The 24,689-nt window shown below is 67.5% G+C and carries 26 protein-coding genes and 1 tRNA gene; 17 read left to right on the forward strand and 10 right to left on the reverse strand.

From position 1 onward, the window contains the following. Positions 1–32: 32 nt before the first annotated feature. From hisB to hisA, 4 genes are read left to right on the forward strand one after another with little or no spacing between them, the layout of a single operon-like run. Positions 33–620 carry an imidazoleglycerol-phosphate dehydratase HisB gene (gene hisB / locus AC1RLU_RS21705; RefSeq protein WP_492798145.1) on the forward strand — a complete coding sequence of 196 codons (588 nt, stop codon included), beginning with the start codon at positions 33–35 and terminating at the stop codon, positions 618–620. A 9-nt stretch (positions 621–629) separates the two neighbouring features. Next, positions 630–1,118 (forward strand): DUF2628 domain-containing protein, encoded by a 489-nt coding sequence (locus AC1RLU_RS21710; protein WP_492798146.1) that lies wholly within the window; start codon positions 630–632, stop codon positions 1,116–1,118. Then, positions 1,115–1,771, forward strand: coding sequence for an imidazole glycerol phosphate synthase subunit HisH (gene hisH / locus AC1RLU_RS21715; protein WP_091857466.1), 657 nt, complete (start codon positions 1,115–1,117; stop codon positions 1,769–1,771). Before AC1RLU_RS21710 ends, hisH begins: the two co-directional genes overlap by 4 nt. Beyond that, positions 1,759–2,493, forward strand: coding sequence for a 1-(5-phosphoribosyl)-5-[(5-phosphoribosylamino)methylideneamino]imidazole-4-carboxamide isomerase (hisA, locus tag AC1RLU_RS21720; protein ID WP_185745276.1), 735 nt, complete (start codon positions 1,759–1,761; stop codon positions 2,491–2,493). Before hisH ends, hisA begins: the two co-directional genes overlap by 13 nt. Before the next feature lie 126 nt (positions 2,494–2,619). Here the strand turns inward: hisA and AC1RLU_RS21725 are convergent, their stop codons facing one another. Next, positions 2,620–3,408: a transporter substrate-binding domain-containing protein gene (locus AC1RLU_RS21725; RefSeq protein WP_492798147.1), complete on the reverse strand. Its 789-nt coding sequence runs from the start codon at positions 3,406–3,408 to the stop codon at positions 2,620–2,622. Between the two features lie 99 nt (positions 3,409–3,507). On the opposite strand from AC1RLU_RS21725, the gene hisF reads away from it, so the two are divergent. From hisF to AC1RLU_RS21755, 6 genes are all read left to right on the forward strand, one after another. Continuing rightward, positions 3,508–4,272 (forward strand): imidazole glycerol phosphate synthase subunit HisF, encoded by a 765-nt coding sequence (gene hisF, locus AC1RLU_RS21730; RefSeq protein WP_492798149.1) that lies wholly within the window; start codon positions 3,508–3,510, stop codon positions 4,270–4,272. 1 nt (position 4,273) lies between these two features. Beyond that, a complete protein-coding gene (locus tag AC1RLU_RS21735) occupies positions 4,274–4,594 on the forward strand; it encodes a phosphoribosyl-ATP diphosphatase (protein ID WP_492798150.1) in 321 nt (106 codons plus the stop codon). Positions 4,595–4,676: 82 nt separating this feature from the next. Continuing rightward, positions 4,677–5,648, forward strand: coding sequence for a type I pantothenate kinase (coaA, locus tag AC1RLU_RS21740; protein WP_061971187.1), 972 nt, complete (start codon positions 4,677–4,679; stop codon positions 5,646–5,648). Continuing rightward, positions 5,648–6,094: a YqaA family protein gene (locus AC1RLU_RS21745; RefSeq protein ID WP_061971020.1), complete on the forward strand. Its 447-nt coding sequence runs from the start codon at positions 5,648–5,650 to the stop codon at positions 6,092–6,094. The genes coaA and AC1RLU_RS21745 overlap by 1 nt, the downstream gene beginning before the upstream one ends. Before the next feature lie 125 nt (positions 6,095–6,219). Then, entirely contained in the window at positions 6,220–6,570 is a 351-nt protein-coding gene (locus tag AC1RLU_RS21750) for a RidA family protein (protein ID WP_061971022.1), read from the forward strand. Between the two features lie 140 nt (positions 6,571–6,710). After that, positions 6,711–8,033 carry a hypothetical protein gene (locus tag AC1RLU_RS21755; RefSeq protein WP_492798152.1) on the forward strand — a complete coding sequence of 441 codons (1,323 nt, stop codon included), beginning with the start codon at positions 6,711–6,713 and terminating at the stop codon, positions 8,031–8,033. Positions 8,034–8,051: 18 nt separating this feature from the next. Here AC1RLU_RS21755 and AC1RLU_RS21760 read toward each other — a convergent pair whose 3' ends face one another. After that, a complete protein-coding gene (locus AC1RLU_RS21760) occupies positions 8,052–9,200 on the reverse strand; it encodes an aminotransferase (RefSeq protein ID WP_492798153.1) in 1,149 nt (382 codons plus the stop codon). A gap of 309 nt (positions 9,201–9,509) precedes the next feature. Between AC1RLU_RS21760 and AC1RLU_RS21765 the strand changes: the two genes are divergently transcribed. The 3 genes from AC1RLU_RS21765 (at position 9,510) to AC1RLU_RS21775 (ending at position 13,838) form a co-directional block, all read left to right on the forward strand. Further along, positions 9,510–10,991, forward strand: a complete 1,482-nt coding sequence (locus tag AC1RLU_RS21765) for a cobyric acid synthase (protein ID WP_492798155.1) — start codon at positions 9,510–9,512, stop codon at positions 10,989–10,991. 174 nt (positions 10,992–11,165) lie between these two features. After that, complete coding sequence (locus AC1RLU_RS21770) at positions 11,166–11,762, forward strand: TetR/AcrR family transcriptional regulator (RefSeq protein ID WP_061971028.1); 597 nt, start codon at positions 11,166–11,168, stop codon at positions 11,760–11,762. Between the two features lie 123 nt (positions 11,763–11,885). Next, positions 11,886–13,838 carry an SDR family NAD(P)-dependent oxidoreductase gene (locus AC1RLU_RS21775; protein ID WP_492798230.1) on the forward strand — a complete coding sequence of 651 codons (1,953 nt, stop codon included), beginning with the start codon at positions 11,886–11,888 and terminating at the stop codon, positions 13,836–13,838. On the opposite strand, the gene AC1RLU_RS21780 is transcribed toward AC1RLU_RS21775, so the two are convergent. The 3 genes from AC1RLU_RS21780 to AC1RLU_RS21790 form a co-directional block, all read right to left on the reverse strand. Next, positions 13,762–14,691, reverse strand: coding sequence for an NAD-dependent epimerase/dehydratase family protein (locus tag AC1RLU_RS21780; RefSeq protein WP_492798157.1), 930 nt, complete (start codon positions 14,689–14,691; stop codon positions 13,762–13,764). The two genes, AC1RLU_RS21775 and AC1RLU_RS21780, sit on opposite strands and share 77 nt — an antisense overlap. Continuing rightward, positions 14,684–15,697, reverse strand: a complete 1,014-nt coding sequence (locus AC1RLU_RS21785; RefSeq protein ID WP_492798159.1) for an MraY family glycosyltransferase — start codon at positions 15,695–15,697, stop codon at positions 14,684–14,686. Before AC1RLU_RS21785 ends, AC1RLU_RS21780 begins: the two co-directional genes overlap by 8 nt. An 85-nt stretch (positions 15,698–15,782) precedes the next feature. After that, positions 15,783–16,232: a hypothetical protein gene (locus AC1RLU_RS21790; RefSeq protein ID WP_142114243.1), complete on the reverse strand. Its 450-nt coding sequence runs from the start codon at positions 16,230–16,232 to the stop codon at positions 15,783–15,785. A 567-nt stretch (positions 16,233–16,799) separates the two neighbouring features. Between AC1RLU_RS21790 and AC1RLU_RS21795 the strand changes: the two genes are divergently transcribed. After that, entirely contained in the window at positions 16,800–17,024 is a 225-nt protein-coding gene (locus tag AC1RLU_RS21795) for a DUF4167 domain-containing protein (protein WP_492798161.1), read from the forward strand. Positions 17,025–17,059: 35 nt separating this feature from the next. Here AC1RLU_RS21795 and AC1RLU_RS21800 read toward each other — a convergent pair. Together AC1RLU_RS21800 and AC1RLU_RS21805 are read right to left on the reverse strand one after the other, a co-directional pair. Next, positions 17,060–17,134 (reverse strand) — tRNA-Gly (locus tag AC1RLU_RS21800). A gap of 122 nt (positions 17,135–17,256) precedes the next feature. After that, complete coding sequence (locus AC1RLU_RS21805; RefSeq protein WP_492798163.1) at positions 17,257–18,345, reverse strand: 2'-deoxycytidine 5'-triphosphate deaminase; 1,089 nt, start codon at positions 18,343–18,345, stop codon at positions 17,257–17,259. 195 nt (positions 18,346–18,540) lie between these two features. Between AC1RLU_RS21805 and apaG the strand changes: the two genes are divergently transcribed. Together apaG and argE are read left to right on the forward strand one after the other, a co-directional pair. Further along, positions 18,541–18,933 (forward strand): Co2+/Mg2+ efflux protein ApaG, encoded by a 393-nt coding sequence (gene apaG / locus AC1RLU_RS21810; RefSeq protein ID WP_061971076.1) that lies wholly within the window; start codon positions 18,541–18,543, stop codon positions 18,931–18,933. Further along, positions 18,930–20,108, forward strand: a complete 1,179-nt coding sequence (gene argE, locus AC1RLU_RS21815) for an acetylornithine deacetylase (RefSeq protein ID WP_492798165.1) — start codon at positions 18,930–18,932, stop codon at positions 20,106–20,108. The genes apaG and argE overlap by 4 nt, the downstream gene beginning before the upstream one ends. Positions 20,109–20,221: 113 nt before the next feature. Here argE and AC1RLU_RS21820 read toward each other — a convergent pair whose 3' ends face one another. From AC1RLU_RS21820 to AC1RLU_RS21830, 3 genes are read right to left on the reverse strand one after another with little or no spacing between them, the layout of a single operon-like run. Then, a complete protein-coding gene (locus AC1RLU_RS21820; protein WP_492798166.1) occupies positions 20,222–21,226 on the reverse strand; it encodes an Hsp33 family molecular chaperone in 1,005 nt (334 codons plus the stop codon). After that, the gene (gene argF / locus AC1RLU_RS21825) at positions 21,226–22,149 is read right to left on the reverse strand and encodes an ornithine carbamoyltransferase (protein ID WP_091857624.1); all 924 of its coding nucleotides are present in this window, start codon (positions 22,147–22,149) and stop codon (positions 21,226–21,228) included. Before argF ends, AC1RLU_RS21820 begins: the two co-directional genes overlap by 1 nt. Before the next feature lie 42 nt (positions 22,150–22,191). Then, positions 22,192–23,412, reverse strand: a complete 1,221-nt coding sequence (locus AC1RLU_RS21830) for an aspartate aminotransferase family protein (protein WP_492798167.1) — start codon at positions 23,410–23,412, stop codon at positions 22,192–22,194. A 543-nt stretch (positions 23,413–23,955) separates the two neighbouring features. Here AC1RLU_RS21830 and AC1RLU_RS21835 point away from each other — a divergent pair. After that, the gene (locus AC1RLU_RS21835; RefSeq protein WP_492798169.1) at positions 23,956–24,504 is read left to right on the forward strand and encodes a GcrA family cell cycle regulator; all 549 of its coding nucleotides are present in this window, start codon (positions 23,956–23,958) and stop codon (positions 24,502–24,504) included. Positions 24,505–24,689: the final 185 nt, after the last annotated feature.

Genomic DNA, 24,689 nt, shown 5'->3' on the forward strand with positions numbered 1-24,689 from the left:
GGGCCTTTCCCGCCAAGGCTTGAGAGGCCAGCATGCGTTCGGGCGAAGTGAAGCGCCGCACCAACGAGACCGATATCGCGGTCTCGCTCCTGATCGACGGCACCGGCAAGGCCGAGATCGCCACCGGCGTCGGCTTCTTCGACCATATGCTCGACCTCTTCGCCCGCCATTCGCTGATCGACCTCACGGTCAAGGTGAAGGGCGACACCCATATCGACGACCACCATTCGGTCGAGGATGCCGGCATCGCCATGGGCGAGGCGCTGAGACAGGCGCTCGGCACCAAGAAAGGCATCCGCCGCTATGCCGACGTGCATCTGCCGATGGACGAGACACTGACGCGCGTCGCCGTCGACGTCTCCGGCCGGCCGTTCCTGGTCTTCCGTACGGAATTCAAGGCGCAGAAGATCGGCACCTTCGACACCGAGCTAGTGCGCGAGTTCTTCCAGGCCTTCGCGATCAATGCCGGCATCACGCTCCATGTCGAGACGCTCTACGGCGACAACGCCCACCATATCGCCGAGAGCTGCTTCAAGGGGCTGGCGCGGGCGCTGCGGCAGGCGCTCGATGTCGATCCGCGCGAGGGCGACCGCGTGCCCTCGACCAAGGGCGCGCTGTAGGAGGTCTCGATGGCATTCTACACCGTCATGACGCCGCCGCCCGACGGAAGCGACCGGCGCGAGGAGATCGAACGGGCACGGCTCGTCCCCGAGCGTTTCGCCTGGGGCGCCTTCCTGTTCACCGGCCTCTGGCTGCTGGGCAAGCGGCTCTGGCTGGCGACGCTGCTGTTCGTGCTGGTCTGGGGCCTGTTGATCTGGCTGAACAGCCGCTTCGGCCTGCATGCCAGCGCGCTCTCGCTGATCTACTGGTCGATCGCGCTGTTCCTCGGCATCGAGGGCCATAACCTCGTCCTTCGCAAGCTGACCCGCCAGGGCTGGCGGCTCACCGATGTCGTCGAGGCCCGCAACCTGGCCGAGGCCGAGCGCCGCTATTTCGAGCGGGCGCTCGCCGGCGAAACCACGCTGCCGCGCGTCGAGGCCGCTACTCCCGCCGCTATAGCGCGGCCAAGCGGGCCGCTGCCGATCATCGGCCTGTTCCCGGAGGCCCGGGGCCGATGAGCCAGAGCGTCGCGATCATCGATTACGGCTCGGGCAACCTGCACTCGGCCGCGAAGGCCTTCGAGCGGGCTGCGGCGGAAGCCGGGATTCCCTCGACCATCCATGTCACCAGCGACACCGACATCGTGCGCGCGGCCGACCGGATCGTGCTGCCGGGCGTCGGCGCCTTCGCCGATTGCCGGCGCGGGCTCGATGCCGTGCCCGGCATGGTCGAGACGCTGGAGGAGGTGGTGCGGGGCAAGGGCCGGCCCTTTCTCGGCATCTGCGTCGGCATGCAGCTCCTCGCCTCGCGCGGGCTGGAATACACGGTGACGGAGGGCCTCGGCTGGATTCCGGGCGACGTCACGCTGATCAAGCCGACGGACGACGCCCTCAAGATCCCGCATATGGGCTGGAACACCCTGCACAAGCAGGACGAGCATCCGCTGCTGGACGGCATCGAGACCGGCCCGCAGGGGCTGCACGCCTATTTCGTGCATTCCTATGCACTGGCGGCTGAACGCCCGCAGGACGTGCTGGCTCTGACCGAGCATGGCGGGCCGGTGACCGCGATGGTCGCGCATGGCAATGTCGCCGGCACGCAATTCCACCCCGAGAAGAGCCAGAAGCTGGGGCTGAAGCTCATCACGAATTTCCTGAGCTGGGCACCATGATCCTCTTCCCCGCGATCGACCTGAAGGAAGGCCGCTGCGTCCGGCTGAAGCAGGGCGACATGGCGCAAGCCACGGTCTTCAACGACGACCCGGCCGCGCAGGCGGCCGAGTTCGAGTCCCAGGGCTTCCAGTGGCTGCATGTCGTCGATCTCGACGGCGCCTTCGCCGGCAAGCCGATGAACGCGGCCGCGGTCGAGGCGATCCTCAAGCGCGTGGCGTTTCCGGTGCAGCTCGGCGGCGGCATCCGCGACATGAAGACGGTCGCGGGCTGGCTCGATAAGGGCATCCGCCGCGTCATCATCGGTACGGCGGCGGTGCGCGATCCCGGCTTCGTGCGCGAGGCGGCGAAGGCATTTCCAGGGCAGGTCGCGGTTGGAATCGATGCGCGCGACGGCTTCGTGGCCGTGGAAGGCTGGGCCGAGACCTCCTCGCTGGCGGCGGCCGATCTCGGCAAGCGCTTCGAGGATGCCGGCGTCGCCGCGATCGTCTACACCGACATCGCCCGTGACGGCATGCTGCAGGGCATCAACTGGGAGGGTACGATCGCGCTCGCGCAGGCCGTCTCGATTCCAGTGATCGCCTCCGGCGGACTGGCTTCGATGGCCGATATCGAGCGCCTCTGCGCCGATGATGCCGCGATCCTCGAAGGTGCGATCACGGGCCGGGCGCTCTATGACGGGCGCATCGATCCGGCGGCGGCGCTGAAGCGGCTGGCGGCGTAAGCACCCCGTCATGCTCGGGCTTGACCCGAGCATCTCAGGACGGAAGGGTGTCTCATCCTGCAAGAGATTCCCGGGTCGCCGCTCTGCGGCGCCCGAGAATGACGGCAGCGGCAATCGCTCTTGCGCTCAGCGCACGAACTGGTCGTAGATCTTCGCGAATTCGCCGGTGGCCTTGGCGAGGTGCAGCCACTGGTCGACGAAGCCCTTGAAGGTCGCGTCGCCACGCGGAAGCATGTAGCCCATCTCGCCATATTGCAGAGGCTCGTCGGGATTGACGGCGCAGAGGCCGGGCTTGGCCTTCTCCTGCACCTTCACCTCGATCGACTCGGCGATCATCAGGTCGGCCTTGCCCGCGAGGATCTCGTTGAAGATCGTGACGTTGTCCGGGAAGACCTCGATCTTGGCATGCTTGAAATTGGCGCGCACGAAACGCTCGTTGGTGCCGCCGGGATTGACGATGACGCGGGTCTCCGGCTTGTCGATATCGGCGACCGTCTGGAATTTCGCCTTGTCCGCACAGCGCACGATCGGCGCCTTGCCGTTGACGAGATAGGGCGAGGAGAAGAACACCTTCTTCTGCCGGTCGAGCGTCACCGAGATGCCGCCCATCGCGACGTCGCATTTGCCCGAGCCCATATCGGTGAGGAGATCGGCCCATTTCGTCTGGACGAACTTGGCCTCGACGCCGAGCGCCTTGGCGAGCGATTTCGCCAGCTCGATGTCGATGCCCTCGAAGGAGCCGTCCTTCGCCAGGGTGAAGGGCTTGTAGTCGCCGGTGGTGCAGACCTGCAGAGCGCCGCGGCTCTGGACGGTGTCGAGCAGGCTCGGCGCCGTCTGCGCCTGCGCGCCCGTAATGGCTGCGAAAGCCAGGCCGGCGGCAATTCCGGCTCGGCGGATCATCGATGCAATAGCCATGGAACTCCCCTCTTTGGACTGCTATCAGTCGCCGCCAGCAGAGCAGGGTTGCGGTTTGCGATCAATCCACCCTGCGCCCGCAGGACAGCGTTGCCGCCGATGACCCTGAAGACCCGCATCATCCCCTGCCTCGACGTCAAGGACGGCCGCGTCGTCAAGGGCGTCAAGTTCCTCGACCTCGTCGATGCCGGCGATCCCGTCGAGGCTGCCAAAGCCTATGACGCGGCCGGCGCCGACGAGCTCTGCTTCCTCGACATCACCGCGAGCCACGAGGATCGCGGCATCCTGTTCGACGTGGTCACCCGCACGGCCGAAGCCTGCTTCATGCCGCTCACCGTCGGCGGCGGCGTGCGCAAGGTCGAGGATATCCGGGCACTGCTCCTCGCCGGCGCCGACAAGGTCTCGATCAACACGGCAGCCGTGACCAACCGCCAGTTCGTCAGGGAAGCGGCCGAGAAATTCGGCGCGCAGTGCATCACGGTCGCGATCGACGCCAAGCAGGTCACGCCCGGCCGCTGGGAGATCTTCACCCATGGCGGGCGCAACGCCACCGGCATCGAGGCCGTCGCCTTCGCCCGCGAGGTCGTCTCGCTCGGTGCCGGAGAGTTGCTGGTCACCTCGATGGACCGCGACGGCACCAAGGTCGGCTACGATCTCGGCCTGACGCGGGCGATCGCGGATGCGGTCCCGGTCCCGGTGATCGCGTCAGGCGGCGTCGGCGATCTCGACGATCTCGTCGCCGGCGTCGCGCAAGGCCATGCCTCGGCCGTGCTCGCCGCCTCGATCTTCCATTTCGGCACCTACACGATCGGCCAGGCCAAGGCGCATATGGCGGAAGCCGGCCTCAGGATGAGGCAGGATTGAGATGGCTGGCTTCACCCTCTCCGATCTCGAAGCCCGCATCGCCGAGCGCGCGAGCGCCTCGCCCGAGGAATCCTGGACGGCGAAGCTGCTCGCCGCCGGGCCCGAGCGCGCGGCCAAGAAATTCGGCGAAGAGGCGGTCGAGGCCGTCATCGCCGCCGTGAAGGGCAACCGCGTCGAGCTGATCGCCGAAAGCGCCGACGTGCTCTATCATCTTTTGGTCGTGCTCAAGTCGCGCGATGTTGCATTGCGGGACGTCTTGAGCCAGCTTGAAACTCGCACGGCCCGCTCCGGACTGGCGGAAAAGGCGGCCAGACCCCGGTAATCAGCCGGTTTAAGTTGCGTGAGGACGGACCTGGCAGGATGACCCTCCCTTGAACCTCGAAGCCTGGATTGCGGGCCGCGTCATGGACCAGCGCCTCATCCCGACACCGGAGCGCGACCTGGTCTCGCCCTATCGGCTGTTCTCGCGCGACGAGTGGGCGCATCTGCGCGCCGACCAGCCGCTGACGCTTTCGGTCGACGACCTGACCAAGCTGCAATCGATCAACGATCCGATCTCGCTCGACGAGATCGTCGCGATCTACCTGCCGCTGTCGCGGCTGCTCTCGCTCTATGTCGCAGCGACGCAAGGGCTGTTCAAGGCGACGCAGCGCTTCCTGATGGCCGAGTCCGAGCCGAAGGTACCCTATGTCATCGGCGTCGCCGGCTCGGTCGCGGTCGGCAAGTCGACCACGGCGCGCGTGCTCAAGGCGCTGCTCTCGCGCTGGCCGAACACGCCGAAGGTCGAACTCGTCACTACCGACGGTTTCCTCCTGCCCAATGCCGAGCTCGAGCGGCGCGGACTGATGCAGCGCAAGGGCTTCCCGGAGAGCTATGACGGCGCGGCGATCCTGCGCTTCCTCTCGGACGTCAAGGCCGGCAAGCCGCGGGTGAGCGCACCCGTCTATTCGCACCTCGTCTACGACGTCGTGCCAGGGGAGACGGTGACGGTCGAGCGACCGGACATCCTGATCCTCGAAGGGCTGAACGTGCTGCAGCCGAGCCGGATGCCGAAGGACGGCACGGTGATCCCCTTCGTCTCCGATTATTTCGACTTCTCGGTCTATCTCGATGCCGACGAGAACGACCTGCATCGCTGGTATGTCAACCGCTTCATGACGCTGCGCCAGACGGCCTTCCGCGACCCGCGCTCGTTCTTCCGCAAATATGCGGAGATCGGCGAGGAGGAGGCGCTCGCCATCGCCGAGAAGCTCTGGACCGGGATCAACCTGCCGAACCTCCAGGACAACATCCTGCCGACCCGCCAGCGCGCCAGCCTGATCCTGACCAAGGGCGCGAGCCATCGCATCCAGCAGGTCGCGCTGCGACGGCTTTGATGGAAGCCTTCGGCGCGCTCGCCGCCATGGCGGGCGCGGCCTTCGTCGCCGCGACCCTGCTGCCGGCGCAATCGGAAGCGGTCTTCGTCGGGCTGCTCGCGGCGAAAAGCGTCGATCCGCTCGCGTTGTTCCTGACCGCGAGTCTCGCGAACACCGCCGGTTCGATCCTGAACTGGTGGCTCGGCCGATTGATCGCGCGCCATGGCGTCGACAGGTTGCCGGCGCGCCTGCGGCCCGATCCGAAGCGCTTCGTCCAGGCGCAGGACCTGTTCGCCCGCTTCGGCTGGCCGTCCCTGTTATTCGCCTGGCTGCCGCTGGTCGGCGACCCCCTGACCTTCGCGGCGGGCACCCTGAACTATCCGTTCTGGCGTTTCACCGTCCTCGTCCTGATCGGCAAGGCCGGGCGCTACGCGGCACTCTGGGCGGGTTGGGCCAGTCTCGCCTGAACCGGGCGCCACCTCGAAGACGCCTCCGGCATGTGGCTCCGCCATCCCGGAGGCGCACAGCCGGCATTTGCGAAACCAGCCGGGCCGGGCTACCAGCGAAGACGTCCGTTCAAGGAGATTTGACTATGAGCATTCAGCGTATCGGCGTCGGCCCGCGTATGTCCAAGGCCGTCGTGCATGGCAACACCGTCTATCTGGCCGGCCAGGTCTGCGACAAGGCAGCGGGCAAGAGCGTCGGCGAGCAGACCCAGGAAATCCTCGGCATCATCGACGGCCTCCTGGCCGAGGCCGGCACCGACAAGACGAAGCTGCTGATGGTCAACATCTGGCTCTCCGACATCTCGACCTTCGCCGAGATGAACGCCGTCTGGGACAAGTGGGTCGTCGCCGGCTCCACGCCGGGCCGCGCCACCGTCGAGGCCAAGCTCGCCGCGCCGCAGTTCACGGTCGAGATCGCGGTCATCGCCGCCAAGTAAGCCATCCCGGAACGCCGCGCGCCCATCCGGGCGCGCGGCGTTCCCTTTCACCGGACCGGAGCGGGGAGGCAACCATCAGCCAGACCGACCAGATCGCTCCGCTTCTCGCCCGCGTCGCCGGGCGCAGCGGCATCGCGCCAATGGCTCTGGCAGCGATGATCGCGGATTGGCTGCGCCGTCCCGGCTCCAGCCCGCCGAGCGAAAACCTGCTCGACCGCAAGGCAGCCGACTTTGCTGCGTTGGCGAAGCGCCTCGCGACGCCGCTGGGCGACGCGGAGATCAGGCGGCTGCGGAGCGAGGCGGCAGGCACCATCGCCGCGGGCCGCTTCGCCGAAGCCGACAAGAGCCTCGCCGAAGCCGAACTGCATGCCATCGGCGGCTCCACCGACCTGTCGACTCTGCCGCTCGAACGCCGGCTGCTGATCGGCGAGAACCGCGCCGACCGGGCCGCGCTCAGCTTCCTGCGCACGACGGCCGAGGCCTATCGCGAAGCCGCCGCCCGCTATGGCGAGGCCTCCGCCCTGATCGGCCTCGCCGCTATCGACCGCAGCCGCGACGCCGCACTGGACCAGGCGAAGGCCATGGCCCGGATTAGCGAGGATTTCGGCGGACGCGAGGGCTATGACGCCGCCATAGCCGCCCTGCGCCGATTGCTCGAAGGGCTGGACAGCCTGAGCGATACCGTCGCCTTCGCCGGAGCTCAGGAAGCGCTGGCCACCGCGCTCGACAGGCTCGCCGGACTCAGTGGCGACAGCAAGCTGCTCAACGAGGCTCTCGTCCATTGCCGGGCCGGGCTGGAGGATCTGCGCCATGACGAGGCGCCGGCGCTCTGGCGCGCCCTGAAGCTGCGTTTCGGCCGGCTCGCCGTGAATCTCGGCATTTCACAGAAGGACGACAACCTGCTGGAGGAGGCGGTCGCGACCTACGCCACGGCGCTCGCGGTCTGGAAGCGCAGCGACGACGAGGCCCGCTGGCTCGAAGCGGAGCACATGATTTCGCGTGCGCGCGCCACGCTCGGCGGACGCCGCAGCGACCTCGCCCTGCTCGAACGCGCCTTCAACGGGCTCAACCGCGTCTCCCAGGCGATCGATCGCAGCCGCGATCCCATGCGCTGGGCCGAGCTCCAGAACCAGATGGGCGGCGTGCTGGCCTCGATGGGCGAGCGCTACAGCGAGCCCGTCGTGATCGAGGAGGCGATCGCCGCCTTCGCCGCCGCGCTGGAGGAATATCGCCAGGAGCGCGCGCCGCTGCTCTGGGCGCAGACACGGGCCAGCCAGGCCGAAGCCATGCTCCAGCTCGCGCGCCGCAACAAGGACAAGCCCCTGGCCCAGCAGGCGCTCGCCCAGTTGATGGCGGCAACCGAAGCCGCTCGACAGGCCGCGAACGGCACCGTGGTCGCCGCCGATCTGCAGAAGCGGCTCGGGGCCGCCGGCGCGCTCGCGACCAAACTGATCGCCGGCTGATTCAGCCGATCTTCTGCCTCAGCGCGGGCGGCGCGCCGCCAGCCGCTCCAGCGCGGCATCGAGCGTCGCGTCGCGCTTGGCGAAGCAGAAGCGGACGACGTTCTTCACCGCCCCCTCCGCATAGAAGGCGCTGACCGGAATCGCGGCGACGCCATTCTCGGTCACCAGACGGCGGCAGAAATCGACGTCGTCGCTTTCGCCGAGCGGGGCGATGTCGACATTGAGGAAATAGGTGCCGGCGCTCGGCAGCACCGCGAAGCCGAGATCGCGCAGGCCCGCCGCGAAGCGGTCGCGCGAGCGCTGGAAATCGGCGCGCATGCCCTCGTAATAGCCGTCATCCTTGCCGAGACCGAAGGCCACCGCGGCCTGCAGGTTCGGCGGCGTCGTGAAGGTGAGAAACTGATGCGCCTTGGACAGCACGCGCATGATCGCCGGCGCCGCCATGACGAGCCCGACCTTCCAGCCGGTCAGCGAGAAGATCTTGCCGGCAGACGAGATCTTGACGGTGCGCTCTCGCATGTCCGCCCGTCCGAGCACCGAGGCATGGCGGTATCCGTCGAAGACGACATGCTCCCAGACCTCGTCGCAGATCGCGATCGCGTCATGGCGGACGCAGAAATCGGCGAGCAGGTCGAGATCGGCCTTGCCGAAGATCGTCGCCGTCGGGTTCAGCGGATTGTTGAACAGCACGACCCTGGTCTTCGGCGAGAAGGCCCTGGCCAGTGCTTCCTCGGTCAGGCCGAAACGCGGCGGGGTCAGCGTCACGAATTTGGGGATGCCGCCGGCGCGCCGCACCAGCGGCAGATAGGCGTCGTACATCGGCTCGAACAGCACGACCTCGTCGCCCGGCGTGATCAGAGCCATCAATGCGCCGGCGATCGCCTCGGTCGCGCCCGAGGTCACCATGATCTCGCTGTTCGGATCGAGATCGAGCCCCTGCCAATGCTTGTAATGCTTTGCCGCCGCTTCGCGCAGTTCGGGCAGGCCCATCATCGGCGGATACTGGTTCCAGCCGTCGACGACTGCTTCAGCCGCCTTCTGGCGGACATCGAGCGGGCCCGGATCGTCCGGGAAGCCCTGTCCGAGATTGACCGCGCCGGTCTCGCGGGCGAGCTGCGACATCACCTCGAAAACGGTGGTGGGGAGGGCGGAGAGGATCGGATTCATCGCGGTCGGATCGGCTCGGCAAGGGCAGGAGCCTTGGCTGTAGCACGCCGTAAAGGGCCGTGCATCCAGTCGGCAGCCGGCTTCAAAGGTCCGGCGAAAAATAGCGAATGATGAATGTTGACATTCGTCAGTGATCAGTGTCTATTGGGTTTCAGCCGGTCTTCGGCGGACGCCTGTTGCGACTTCGCCCCTTTGGCGCAGCAGGATGCCGCAGAAGACCGGCGAACCTTGTCAGGAGGATGCAAGCGCCTCCCGCGGCGCTCGCCGCCGCTGCTTTCCGCACGTGTGCAAACCGCGCTAAGCAGACGCATGGCCCTCTCCCCCGCTCCCGCGATCATGATCCTCGGCACCGGCTCCAATGTCGGGAAGTCGCTGATCGTCGCCGGCTTGTGCCGGCTCTTCGCCAATCGCGGGCTGAAGGTGCGACCGTTCAAGCCGCAGAACATGTCGAACAATGCCGCAGCGACCGGCGCCGGCGAGATCGGCCGGGCGCAGGCCTTGCAGGCGCGCGCTGCCCGGATCGCGCCGCATCCCGACATGAACCCGGTTCTGCTCAAGCCGGAAGGCGAGCGGGGCAGCCAGATCATCCTGCAAGGCCGCGTCGCCGGCCGCCTCTCCTCGCGCGATTTCGGGCGGCGCGGGGATTTCATGCCGCAGGTGCTCGACAGTTTTGCGCGCTTGAGCGACGGGGCCGATCTCGTCATCGTCGAAGGCGCGGGATCGCCGGCCGAGACGAACCTGCGCGCCCGCGATATCGCCAATCTCGGCTTCGCCCGCGCTGCCGACGTCCCGGCCGTGCTGATCGGCGATATCGACCGCGGCGGCGTCATCGCGAGCCTGATCGGGACCCATGCGGTTCTCGATGCCGAAGACAGGGCGATGATCCGCGCTTTTGCGATCAACCGCTTCCGGGGCGCCGTCGAACTGTTCACGCCCGGCGTCGCGACGATCGAGCGGGCCACGGGCTGGCCCAGCCTCGGCATCGTGCCCTGGTTCGCCGATGCCGCCCGGCTGCCGGCCGAGGACGGGCTCGACATCCGCTCGGGCCGGAAAGCGGGAGCCCGGATCAGGATCGCCGTGCCGGTCTTGCCGGGCATCGCCAATTTCGACGATCTCGACCCGCTCAAGCTGGAGGCGGATGTCGACCTCGCCATGATCGGGCCTGGCCAGCCTTTGCCGGGAGATGCCGATCTCATCATCCTGCCGGGCTCCAAGACCACGCTGCGCGATCTCGCGGCGCTGCGCCGGGAAGGCTGGGACATCGATATCCTCGCGCATCGCCGCCGCGGCGGACGCGTGCTCGGACTCTGCGGCGGTTACCAGATGCTCGGGCGCGTCGTGCGCGATCCGCTCGGGCTGGAAGGGCCGCCCGGAGAAGCGCCCGGCCTCGGGCTACTCGACGTCGAAACCACGCTCGACGCCGACAAGACCGTCCGCGAAGTCGATTTCGTCGATGCCGCGGGCGCGACCGACGGCCGGGCCTACGAGATCCATCTCGGCCGGACCGAGGGCATCGACACGGCCCGCGCGCCCTTCCGGATCGAGGGCCGCGCGGAGGGTGCCGCGAGCGCGGACGGGCGGGTCGTCGGCAGCTACCTGCATGGCATCTTTGCTTCGGACGCGGTGCGCAGCGCCTGGCTGGCAGCCGTCGACAAGGAGCGAGGTGCGTCGGCGCTGCTCTATGAAGATGAGGTCGAAGCGACGCTCGATGCGCTCGCAACGCATCTGGATCGCCATTTCGACACGGAAACCCTGCTCAAGCTCGCCCGGACGCGTATTTCCGCTGGGTAAGCGAATTCGGGAACTTCGGCTGCCTTCGCCTGTTCTCCCGGCACAGCTTCGCGGGAGGATTGATGCACATCAAGGCAAAAGTCTTTATTCGCCATTATGTTGACGAATGATGAAATTCGTCATAACGATCAATTCTTCACCGCCTTCGTTTGAAACAACCCAGCCGGCGACGCTGTGAGTAACCCCGAACGCGATACCAGGCAGATCATCGTCGACACCGCCGAGCGCTTCTTCCGCGATATCGGGTACCAGAAGACGACCGTGGCGGACATCGCCAAATCCCTGCGGATGAGCCCCGCCAACGTCTATCGCTTCTTCGACTCCAAGAAGTCGATCAACGAGGCCGTGCTCGAGCGCTACAAGCGCGAACAGGAAGAGGCCATCGCGACGATCGCCGCCGAGGATCGCTCCGCCGCAGAGCGCCTGCGCGACATCCTGGCGACCTCCTATCGCCTGAACGCGGCCCGCTTCGCCGGCCATGCCCGGATGCAGGAAATGGTCTGCGCCGCGATGGAGGAGAGCTGGGATGCGATCATCGCCCATATCGAGCGCTTCGACGTGGTGCTGCGCCGTGTCGTCGCCGACGGCATCGCCCGCGGCGAGTTCCGGCCGATGGAGCCGGCCCATGCCACGGGCTGCATCCGCACGGCGATGATCCGCTTCATGCACCCATTGCTGATCACGCAATGCGAGTGCATTCCCGGCCCGAACGCGGATGAGATGATCGCCTTCGTGCTCAGCGCGCTGGAAGCGAGACCCCAAGGCCGCTGAGGGATCGTCTAGTTTTTGATTTCGCATCGGCTTTCCCGAAAACCGCGCCCCACTTTTCGGGCCGATGCCCCAACGCGTTGACAAGCCGCCGAGGGAGCGGGATACCGCCCGGACATGGCCATCCTGCCCAAACAGAATCTCAAGAAGCTCGCCGTCATCCTGCATGACCTCGCGGTCACGGCGCTGGCGATCTGGCTCGTCTTCGTCGTCCGCTTCGAAGGGGCGCAGCTCATCGAGCACCTGCGCTACCTGCCGCGCTTCCTGCCCTTCTTCGCGGCCTATGCCGGGCTGGTCTACTGGCTGTTCTCGCTCTACCGCTCGAAATGGCGCTTCGCCTCGCTGCCGGACCTCTCGAACATCGTCAAGGCGGTTTCCGTCCTGACCGTGACGCTGCTGGTGGTCGATTATGTGCTGGTAGCGCCGAATTTCTACGGCGCCTTCTATTTCGGCAAGATCTCGATCGCGCTGTACTGGCTGGTGCAGGTCGCGCTGCTCGGCGGCCCGCGCCTCGCCTATCGCTATTTCAAATATGCGCGGTCGCGGACCTCAGCCGTGCGCGAGGCGAGCCTGCCGGCGCTGCTGCTCGGGCGCGGCGTCGAGATCGAAATGGTGATCCGCGCGATGGAAGCCGGCACGATGCGGCGCCTCCGGCCGGCCGGCATCCTGTCGCCCCGCCCCGACGATCTCGGCCAGTCGATCCGCGGCGTGCCGGTGCTCGGGCTGCTCGGCGATATCGAGCGGGTCGCGGGCGAAGCGATCGAGCACGGCGAAGCCTACCGCCGGATCGTCGCGACCCCTTCCGCCCTGTTGCCTGAGGCACATCCTGAAAAATGGCTGGCGCGAACCCGCAAGCTCGCCCTGCCGATCTCGCGCATCGACAGCCTCGGCGAGGGCGTGCGCGATACGGAGGTCGCTCCGCTGGAGATCGAGGACCTGCTGGTCCGCTCCACCGTCGCGATCGACCGTGAAAGGCTGGGCTCGTTCCTGAAGGGCAAGCGCGTCATCGTGACCGGCGGCGGCGGCTCGATCGGTTCCGAGATCTGCCTGCGCTGCGCTGCCTTCGGCGCGGCCGAACTGCTCGTCGTCGAAAGCTCGGAACCCGCGCTGTTCCAGATCACCGAACAGCTTTCGGTGCAGGCGCCCGACACCGCCATCTCCGGCGTGCTGGCCGATGTCCGCGACCGCGAGCGGATCATGCCGCTCTTCGCCGGTTTCCGGCCCGATATCGTCATCCATGCCGCCGCGCTCAAGCACGTGCCCTATCTGGAGGCCGACTGGAGCGAGGGCATCAAGACCAATATCTTCGGCTCGGTGAACGTCACCGACGCGACCGTCGCCGCCGGCGCCCGGACCTTCGTGCTGATCTCGACCGACAAGGCGATCGAGCCCGTCTCGATGCTCGGCGCGACCAAGCGCTTCGCCGAGATCTACGCGCAGTCGCGTGATGCCGAACTCGCCGCGGATTCCGGAATCAGACTGGTCGCGGTGCGCTTCGGCAACGTGCTGGGCTCGGCCGGCTCGGTGGTGCCGAAATTCAAGGCGCAGATCGCCCGGGGCGGACCGGTCACCGTCACCAGCCCGGAGATGATCCGGTATTTCATGACGATCCGCGAGGCCTGCGATCTCGTGCTGACCGCCGCCTCCCATGCCCGCTCCGGAGAGACGCAAGCGGAGCGTGCCGCCGTCTACGTGCTCAAGATGGGCCAGCCGATGCGGATCATGGATCTGGCCGAGCGGATGATCCGCCTCGCCGGCTTCGAGCCGGGCGAGGATATCGAGATCATCGTCTCCGGCGTCAGGCCCGGCGAGCGGCTGAACGAGATCCTGTTCGCCCGCGACGAGCCGATGGCGGAAACCGGGCTCGACGGCGTGATGGCGGCCAAGCCGATCTTCGCCGGCCGCGCCAGGATCGAGGCCTGGCTGGCACAGCTCCAGGCGGCCGTGAAAGCCAATGACCAGGCCGCGGCCCATGCGGTGCTCGACGAGGCGATCCCGGATTTCAGCCGGCGCGACTCGAAGCGGCCAGACGCGCCAGCGCCGCCTTCGTCTCAACCTGCGGCCGCCAGCCGGCACTGAGCAGGCGCTCGGGCCGGGCGACAAGGCTGCCCGCCAGCTTGAGGAAGGTGTCCTCGCGGCCGGCAAGACGCGCCAGCCGGCGCAACCAGGCTTCGGGCATGGGCAGGAGACCCCGGCCGCGCCCGAGCCCGGCGCGCATCGCGGCCAGCATGTCGGAGACGCTGATCGGGTCCGGGTCGGACAGCGCATAGTTCTGCCGTGCCGGGCAGGCCGGCGTCAGCGCGAACAGGATGGCGCTGGCCAGGTTCTCGACGGCGAGCAGAGAGCGCGGCGCCTTCAAGCCACCGAAGGGCAGCGGCACTGGCAAGCGAGCCAGCTTGAGCAGCGCCGCCATATTGGCCTTCACGCCCGGCCCATAGATCAGGACCGGACGCAGGGCGACCCAATCGAGATCGAGCGCGGCAAGGCCCCGTTCCGCCGCGAGCTTGGAGCGGCCGTAGGCGTCGCCGGGTGCGGGCTGCCTGTCCTCCCGCAGGGGCGGGCCGTCGACGGCATCGGTCAGCGCCTTGATCGAGGAGAGGTAGACGAAGCGCTGCACCCCGGCGGCCTGGGCGGCGCGGGCGAGCTCCAGCGTCGCCTCGGTATTGAGGCGGCGGTAGAGCGCCTCGTCGAGCCCCGGCCCGGCATGGGCGAGGCCGGCCATGTGCACGACATGGTCGATGCCCTCCAGGGCCGTGCGCCAGTCGACCGGAGACATCAGATCGCCGGTCACGATCGCTTCCGCGCCCGCAGGAACCGGTTTCTGGCTGCGCTGGGCCAGACGCGGGCGATACCCGGCCCGAATCAGCGCCGCGACGACATGCGGCCCGACGAAACCGCTCGCGCCGGTGACGAGGACTCGCTCGTCAGCCATGCCGCGGGCCTGTCGCGAAGCGACGCAGCAGCAGGCCGGTGAGCACAGCGGCGACGGCCAGGCAGGCGAACTGGACCGGGAGGGCAGGCCAGATCAACGAAACGCCCGCGATGGCGGCAAGCGCGAGGTTGAGCAGGCCGACCCGGCCGACCACGCCCAGCACGCTGAAGCCGTTCGTCGTCGCCTGCTGGTAGAAATGCGAGCGATGCGCCTCCCAGACCTTCTCGCCGCGAGCGAGGCGCCGCAGCAGCGTGATCGTGGCGTCAGTGATGTGGTAGAGCGGCAGGATCAACGCGGCGGCGAAAGCGCCGGTGCCGGCCAGCCGATAGAGTAGATAGGCGGTGAGCAGGCCGATCGGCAGCGAGCCGACATCGCCGAGGAACAGCCGCGCCACCGGCCGGTTGAACGGCGCGAAGCCAAGCAGCCCGCCGCAGAGCGCGGCGGCGAGCCAGCCGGTCACTGGATCGATCGTGCCGGCCATGCCGGCAAGCGCGAGCGCCGCCGCCAGCGGCACCATGCCGGCCGCCGTGATCCAGTCGAGCCCGTCCATGAAATTGACGAGGTTGACGAACCAGACACCCGCCAGGAGCGCAAGGGCGCGCTCGACCGGCAGCGACAGGAATTCGGGAAACAGGCGCAGCTCCGGCGCGGCGCGAAGCAGCACGAAACCGACGCAGACCGCCTGCAGAACAAGCCTGACGCTCGCCGGCAGCGGGCGGATATCGTCCCAGGCGCCGACGATGCCGAGGCCGGTCACGGCAACAGCCAGCACTAAGACCGAGCGGGTTGCTTCACCCTCGACCGGCGCCAGCCAGAGTGCCGCTCCCAGTGCGAGGAAGGCGCCGGCGAGAACGGCGATGCCGCCGCCCTGAGGGGTCGGGATCTTGTGGCTGGACCTGGCATTCGGCCGCGCCAGCGCATAGCGCAGCAGAAGCGGGCGCAGCGCCACGCACAAGACCGCCGCCAGAACGGCGGCGGCAGCACAGATCAACAGAGGGCGAAGCACGCTTTCCAAAGTGCCCGCACCATAGTCGAGGCGGCGCAAAAGCCTAGAGGGCGCGCCGCCCTATCCGTGTGAAGCGGCTCCAGTCCTACTGCCTGAAGCCGATCAGAACGCCGTCGGCGCCAAGTTGGAGCTGCAGCCCCTGACGACGCGTCGCGAGCTTGAGCGTCACGCCCTTATCGTTGCGCAGCCAGGTGGTTCCACGGCCGGCGGCGCCGACGGCCCAGCCCTCCTTGAGCTGGACATAGGCCCCCGCGAAGTCGGACCTGCGGTGCAACCCGTAGACCGTGCCCGAGGCGACCGAGCGCGAAGCGCCGATCGAGCCGATGCCGAGCCCGCCCACCGTGATCGGGTAGGAGCGACCCTGGAAACGCAGCGTCCCGCCGCCGGCTTCGCCGGAGGCGATGAAGCCCGCCTGAACCTGTTCGAGACGCACGGTTCCCGTCGCCGGCCCGAGCGAGCGCTGCTGCGCCATGGCCGGCGAAGCCAGCATCAGAACGGCGGCGAGGGTGGTAGTTGTCTGCCTGATCGTCATCATATCCTGCTCCTTGCGCCGAACCGGCGGCTCAAAGCATCGGACCAAATACGATATTCGGTTCGATGATCTGGCAGACCAACCCGCGAAACGACGATTCGATCCCGCGATGGGAGCGAGATTGCAGCGGATCGGAATCGCGGACGGAGAACCGCGGCGCAGCGCCGGCCTGCGTGCCGCCAGGTCACGGCAGAGCGTCAAGGCTGCAACGTCAAAAGGCCACAATGAGGCGCTAACAATGCCCGATCGATCGCGTGATTCGACTGGCCCGCCGCAACAGGCGCGTTGCCCGACTTTCCACCTCTTCGACAATCGAACGCCGCTTCGCGGCACGCTGCCGCCGGCATTCCGCCCGGCAGCTTTACAGGCAGCGCGGCTCCGCCGCGCGCCACTGGAACGACATGAAAAGCAAAATCCGACACGACCACAACAAGACACAGCCCCCTGGCCCATCGGTCTCGGGACCTTCGCTGCCGAAATCCGCCCCGAACTGGAAACCCGAACCCTGCGGCCTGTCCCGCGAGGAGTTGCGCAGGATCGTCGCCCGGATCATGGGCTGAGGAGAAAGCCATGCACCTCGAACATCCCCGGCTGCCGGCACCCCGCCGGCGCAATCGAACGGAGAAGCCGACAGGTTCCGACCTGCAGGCACGCCATGACCGCGCCGCGGCCCTCGCCCGAGGGTTTGAAGCGGCGGGCGACAAGGTCGCCGCAGAACGCTTCTATCAGCAGGCCGACCACTTTCGCCGCCTGTTGAACGGCAAAACCTCGCAGCCCGGAACTGCGGTCATCTGAAAATTTTCGAGAAGGGGCCTGGCCCATCGGGATTTTGGAGCGGGCGATCGGGATCGAACCGACGACATTCAGCTTGGGAAGCTGACGTTCTACCACTGAACTACGCCCGCATGCCCTTCACGCTGGCGAAGCAGCGCACGGCAGGCCCGCGTTCATAGCGGGTCCGAGCCCCAGTGTCATCCGGGAATCGCCGCACGCAGCTCCAATTGCGCGGAGCGCATCAGGCGGCGCCTCAGCCCTTGAAATGCTTGGAGAGCTTCAGGGCCTGGCCCTGGTAGTTCGACTTCAGATCGGCGCCGTAGAGCGCCTCCGGCCGGGCCGCCATGCTCTCATAGACCAAACGGCCGACGATCTGGCCGTCCTCGATGATGAAGGGCACGTCGCGGGAGCGGACTTCGAGCACCGCCCGCGCACCCTGGCCGCCGGCGGCGCGGTGGCCGAAGCCGGGGTCGAAGAAGCCGGCATAATGCACCCGGAACTCGCCGACGAGCGCGTCGAAGGGCGTCATCTCCGCGGCATAGTCGGGCGGGACATGCACCGCCTCCTTCGAGGCGAGGATGTAGAACTGGCCGGGGTCGAGGATCATGCTGCCCGAGCCGTCATCGTGGATCGGCTCCCAGAAATCGGCGGACCGATAAGCCCCGACGCGGTCGACATCGATCAGCGCCGTGTGATGCTTGCCGCGATAGCCGAGCAAGCCATCGAAGCCCGAGAGATCGACGCTGACGGCGACACCGCCCTGGAAAGACGGCTCGGCGGCGCTGACCAGCGTCTCGCGGGCGTGGATCTCGCCCAGCGCCCGGTCGTCGAGGCGGGTCTCGCCGGCGCGGAAACGGATCTGCGAGAGACGCGAGCCGGAGCGGACCAGCACCGGGAAGGTGCGCGGCGAGATCTCGATGAAGAGCGGCCCTTCATAGCCGTCCTCGACCAGATCGAACTCGCGGGCGCGGTCGGTGATGACACGGGTGAAGACGTCGAGCCGGCCGGTCGAACTCTTCGGATTGGCAGCGGCGCGCAGACCCTTCGGCAGGCGCAGGCCTTCCATCAGTTCGGCGATATAGACGCAATCGGTCTCCAGGACCGCGCCTTGCGTCAGGTCGATCTCGTGCAGCGAGAGATCCTCGATCCGGCTGCGCACCGTGCGCTGCGGGCCCGGCAGGAACGAGGCGCGGACGCGATAGGCCCGCTCGCCCAGCCGCAGGTCGAGGCTCGCGGGCTGGATCTGCCCCTCGGCCGGTGGCCGGGCGAGGGTGATCGCACCCGCCTCGATGAAGGCGCGGATGGAGCTGTCGGGCTGGATGCCGGGCTTGAAGGTCAGCATGCGCGTTCCGCAGGGGACAATCGGTCATAGCTAGCGAAGCAGGCCCTGAAGGCCAAGCATGACGGGGGCGGGCCATGCATAGGCCAGCGGGTTGTCCACGCCAGAATCGCGGCTCGCCCGCATTGACGCTGGCGCCGGCCGGCCGGTAACACATCAACACGATAGAGCCGCGACCGGCCGAGGCGGAGCCTTTCCATGTATCAGGCACAGACGCATGGCGTGCGTGTGAGCGCGGCGCCAAGCTTCATGGATGGAGAATCCTCGCATGCGCAGGGCCGGTATTTCTGGGCCTATGCGATCGAGATCGTGAACCTCTCGACGCTGACCGTGCAGTTGATGACCCGGCACTGGTTCATCACCGACGGACGCGGCGAGGTCCATGAAGTCCGCGGCGAGGGCGTGGTCGGCAAGCAGCCGGTGCTGCGGCCGGGCGAGAGTTTCAACTACACCTCGGGTTGCCCGCTGACGACGCCTGACGGTTCGATGCACGGTTTCTACGCCATGCAGGATGAGAACGGCACGATCTTCGATGTCGAGGTGCCGCTCTTCCCGCTCGATTCCCCTTATGTGAAGAAGGTTCTGCATTGACCGCCTCCGCTCAAGCCGGGCAGCGCTACACGCCGCTCGAAATGCTCGCCCGCCTCGTCGCCTTCGACACGGTGAGCGACAAGTCCAACCTGCCGCTGATCGATTTCGTCGAGGATTACCTCGCCGGCTGGGGCGTCTCCAGCGTGCGCTTCCCCAATGAGACCGGCGACAAGACGGCGCTGTTCGCGACCGTGGGCCCGCAGGATCGCGGCGGCGTCGTCCTCTCCGGCCATACCGACGTGGTGCCGGTGGCCGGCCAGGCCTGGAGCCGCGACCCGTTCACGCTGCATGTCGAGGATGGCAAGGCCTATGGCCGCGGCGCCGTCGACATGAAGGCCTTCGTCGCGCTGGGGCTGGCGCTGGTGCCGGACTTTTTGGCGGCGAACCTCAAGACGCCGATCCATCTCTTCCTGTCCTATGACGAGGAGGTGACCTGCCTCGGCGTGGTCGACGGCATCAATGCCATGGGCAAGAGCCTGCCGCGGCCGCGCGCCGTCATCGTCGGCGAGCCGACCATGCTCGACATCTGCGACGCGCATAAGGGCGTGCGGACCTTCCAGACCGTGGTGAAGGGGTTCGCAGCGCATTCCTCCAAGCCGCAGCTCGGCGCCAGCGCCGTCCATGCCGGCGCCCTGCTCGCCGCCGAGCTCGACCAGATGGCGGAGGACGCCAGGCAGCGGCCAGACACGAGCGGCCGCTTCGACCCGCCTTATGACACCATCCATATCGGCACGTTCCACGGCGGCATCGCTCGCAACATCCTCGCCGATCGCAGCGAGATCCTCTGGGAGATCCGGACGGTGCCGAGCTCCGATCCCGAGGCCGGCCCGGCCCGCTTCGCAAAGACCGCCGACAAGGTGCTGGCGCGGATGCGCTCGACCGCGCCAAGTTCCGCGATCGAGACGCAGATGACCTCGGACGTGCCGGGGCTGGCGCCTGATCCGGGCTCCGAGGCCGAGCGGCTCGCCATGCGGCTTTCGGGCCGCAACCACACGATCGCGGTCGCCTATGCCACCGAGGCCGGGCATTTCCAGCAGGCGGGGCTCCCGACCGTGGTCTGCGGCCCCGGCTCGATCGACCAGGCGCATCAGCCGGACGAGTACATCACGCTGGAGCAACTGGCGGCCGGCGAGGCCTTCATGCGCAAGCTGATGGCGGAGTGCCAGGCCAGCTGAGGCGCGTCATGCTCGGGCTTGACCCGAGCATCGCTAGACAAGAAGCCTCCCGCACTTTTTCGGCATGAGATTCTCGGGTCGTCGCTTCGCGACGCCCGAGAATGACGGGCGGCTTACTCGCCCGCCGACAGCCCGTCCTCGACCTCGGCCGGATCGAACGAATAGCGCCGCGAGCAGAATTCGCAGGTGACGCCGAGCTTGCCGTCATCGGCGATCATCGCCTTGCGATCCTCGGGGGCGAAGCCGCGCAGCATCGCGAGCACGCGCTCGCGCGAGCAGCGGCAGTCCTCGCGCACGACGACCGGCTCGAAGACGCGGGCGCCGCGCTCGTGGAAGAGGCGATAGAGCAGGCGCTCGCTCTCCAGCGTCGGGTCGAGCAGTTCGTGATCCTCGACCGTCTCGACCAGCGAGCGCGCCTCCATCCAGGCATCGTCGGCGATGCCGTCCGGATCGCCCTTGGCGAGGATGTCGTGTCCCTCGGGTGCATCGCCCGGGTGCATGTCCGCAGCGCGCAGGCGATCCGCCGAGTGCGGCATGAACTGGACGAGGATGCCGCCGGCGCGCCATTGCGGCCGCCCGCCCGTGGTGACGGTGCCGACGCCGAGCCGGACATGCGTCGGGATCTGCTCGGACTGGCGGAAATACTGGTGTGCGGCCTCTTCCAGGCTTTGGCCCTTCAGCGCGACGATGCCCTGATAGCGGGTCGTGGCCGAGCCCTGGTCGACGGTCATGGCGAGATGACCCTCGCCGAGAAGTTCACCGCTCGAGACCTTGCCGAGCGCGATCGCCTCGACGAGCTTGGCCTCGTCGATATGGGCGACGGCCCGGAAATTGTCGGGCGCATTGAAGTCGACGACCATCATCGGGATGGCGCCGTCGCTCTTGGTCTGGAGCTGGAAGCGGCCCTCGAACTTGAGCGCCGTGCCGAGCAGGACGGTCAGCGCCGCGGCTTCGCCGAGCACGCGCGAGACCGGCTCCGGATAGCCATGGCGATCGAGGATCGCATCGATCGCCGGGCCCAGCCGCACGACGCGGCCGCGCACGTCGAGATCGGGCACGGCGAAGGGGATGACCCGGTCGTCGAGCCCGGCAGCGCTCATGCTGTCGTCGACGGCCATCAGGCCGCCGCTCCGCCGAAGCACCAGGCGAGGATGCCCTTCTGCGCGTGCAGGCGGTTCTCGGCCTCGTCGAAGACGGCCGATTGCGGGCCGTCCATGATCGCGTCCGTGACCTCCTCGCCGCGCGAGGCGGGAAGGCAATGCATGAAGATCGCGTCCTTCTCGGCGCGCTCCATCAGCCTGTCGTCGACCTGATAGGGTCGCAGCAGGTTGTGGCGGGTGCCTTCGTTGTCATCGCCCATCGAGACCCAGCAATCGGTGATGACGCAATCGGCGCCCTCGACCGCTTCCTCGGGGCGATTGGTCAGCTTGATGCGGGCGCCCTGTTTTTTGGCCCAGGCGATCAGGGCCGGCGGGGGGCTGAGCTCCTCCGGCGTCGCGACGGACAGTTCGAAATCGAGCCGGCCGGCCGCGTGGACCCAGGAGGTCAGCACGTTGTTGGTGTCGCCGGTCCAGGCGATGCGCTTGCCCTCGATCGCGCCCTTGCGCTGCTCGAAGGTCATGACGTCGGCCATGACCTGGCAGGGATGCTGGCGCTTGGTCAGGCCGTTGATCACCGGGACCGTGGCGTATTTCGCCATCTCGACCAGCGAATCGTGATCCAGGATGCGGATCATGATCGCATCGACATAGCGCGAGAGCACGCGGGCGGTGTCCGCGATGGTCTCGCGCTCGCCGAGTTCGATCTCATGGCCGGCGACCATCATCGGCGAGCCCCCGAGCTCGCGGATGCCGACATCGAAGGAGACGCGGGTCCGTAAGGACGGCTGCTCGAAGATGGTCGCGATGACCTTGCCCTCGAGCAGGCGGTCGCCGGCGGCTGCGGGCGTACGGCGTCGCGCCTTGATCTCCTCGCCCGTGCGCAGGATGGCGCGCAGCTCGTTGCCGGAGAAATCGGAGAGATCGAGGAAATGGCGCGTCACGGGCGCTTCCTTCGCTTCGCTGGTGGGGATCTGGGGGTGAACTTATTCGGCGGCCGGGCGCTTCAGCGCGGCTTCGATCGCGCCCGCCGTCTTGTCGAGACGCGAGACGGCTTCCGCGACATCGGCCTCGGTGATGATCAGCGGCGGCAGCAGGCGCACGACATTGTCGCCGGCGCCGACGACGAGCAGGCCATGGGCGCGGGCTTCGTTGACGAAGTCGGTGTTGAGCGTGTGCAGCTTCAGGCCGAGCATCAGGCCCTCGCCACGGATCTCCTGGATCACATCCGGATGCTTGTCCTTGAGCTCGGCCAGCGACTGCTTCAGCCGGAGCGAAATCTGGCCGACATTCTCGATGAAACCGGGCGCCAGCACCACGTCGAGCACGGCATTGCCGACCGCCATGGCGAGCGGATTGCCGCCGAAGGTGGTGCCATGCGTGCCGAGCGTCATGCCGGATGCCGCTTCCTCGGTCGCGAGACAGGCGCCCATCGGAAAGCCGCCGCCGATGCCCTTGGCGATCGACATGATGTCCGGCGCGACGCCGTATTTCTCATGCGCGAAGAACTTGCCGGTGCGGCCGACGCCGGTCTGGATCTCGTCGAAGATCAGCATCAGGCCCTGCTCGTCGCAGAGATCGCGCAGCAGCTTGAGGAAGCGGGCCGGAACCGAGCGCAGGCCGCCCTCGCCCTGGATCGGCTCGATCATCAGCGCGGCCGTCTCGGGCGTGATCGCGGCGCGCAGCGCCTTCTCGTCATCGAAGGGCACCTGGTCGAACCCGTCGACCTTGGGGCCGAAGCCGTCGATATATTTCTGCTGGCCGCCGGCGGCGATGGTCGCCAGCGTCCGGCCATGGAAAGCGCCCTCGAAGGTGATGATGCGGTAGCGCTCGGGATGGCCCTTCGCGGCATGGTATTTCCGCGCCATCTTGATGGCGCACTCGTTCGCTTCGGCGCCCGAATTGGTGAAGAAGACGCGTTCGGCGAAGGTCGCCTCGCAAAGGCGGCGGGCCAGGCGCTCGCCATCCGGCGCGCCATAGAGGTTCGAGGTGTGCCAGATCTTGCCGGCCTGCTCGGTCAGCGTCTTGACGAGATGCGGATGGGCGTGGCCAAGCGCGTTGACCGCGATGCCCGCGCCGAAATCGAGATAGCGGGTGCCATCGGCCGTGATCGCCCAGGGACCCTCGCCGCGCTCGAAGGCGACGGGGGCGCGAGCATAGGTCGGGACAAGCACGGACTGGCTGGCGGAAACAGGGGCGGGAGCCATGGGACGAAGATCCTCGCGAAGGGGACGGGGTGAGAAACGGATTGGCGCTGGACGGAAAACGACGATCCGGGGTGGATGCTGCAGTATGCAGCCATGATACGACCCGGCGGCGACGTTATCGTCGCGCCCAGCTCCCGATCTCTCGTCGCGCCGTCATCCGCATCGTCGGAACCTTGATCCGCCAAACATAAGCGCCGCCCGAGCGGGGCGGCGTCACCTTGTGGATAAATATGCTTAAGGAGGCCGCGGCTGTCAATTCAATGCGGCGGGGACAGTGTTGCCGAAAGGATTCGCTTGACCGCGCATTCGCGAATCGCCTGGGGAAAAGCCGAATTCCGATTCGCCGACTCTTGTTCGCGAGTCACCGCAGCTTGTATGGTCGGCTTCGTCAGATACGACATTTCGTGCGGCGCCTCCTGTACCGTCTGTTGCGGCAGCAACGGCCTTGTCCCCGTGACAGAGCCGCCGGTCCCGGATTCCGTCACGAAGCGCCCTTAAAGGCCGAACCCGCAAGGGATCGGCCGGACAAGACAGGTGATGCGGATGAACGAAGCCGGAGCATGGACGGAAGAGCGCGTCGAGCTGCTCAAGAAGCTCTGGAGCGATGGGCTGAGCGCCAGCCAGATCGCCGCCGAGCTGGGCAGCGTCACGCGCAACGCGGTGATCGGCAAGGTCCACCGCCTGGGCCTTTCGGGCCGGGCCAAGAGCGCGGCACAGCCGGCCGCGCCGCGCAGCAACGCACCCCGCAAGGCCCCGGCGCGCTCGCCGAGCCATCCGATGGCCGGAGCCGCCTCCACGCCGACGCGCGGCGCCCATGCGCTCGCGCCCGACTTCGCCGCCGAGGTGGAGAGCGCGGTCGAGGCGTCGCCGCTGCCCTCCGAGGACGTGGTGATCCCGTTCTCGGAGCGCGTCACCATCATGGACCTGCGCGAATACATGTGCCGCTGGCCGATGGGCGACCCGACGACCCCGGAGTTCCGTTTCTGCGGCGCGCGTTCGCAGACCGGCCTGCCCTATTGCAGCCACCACGCCCGCATCGCCTACCAGCCTGCCGCCGACCGCCGGCGCGACCGGAGCAAGGCCCGGGCCTGATCTGGATTCGGAGCGTCGAACAAAGAAAACCGGCCGAGAGGCCGGTTTTTTTATTGCCTGATGGAAGGGTACGTCATGCTCGGGCTTGTCCCGAGCATCTCGAGACGAGAGAGGCTCCAGTATCATTTCCGGGAAGAGATTCTCGGGCCTGCGCTTCGCTCCGCCCGAGACGGCCCATGCCCAGA

Source organism: Allobosea sp. GW822-FHT05A11, from assembly GCF_058800455.1.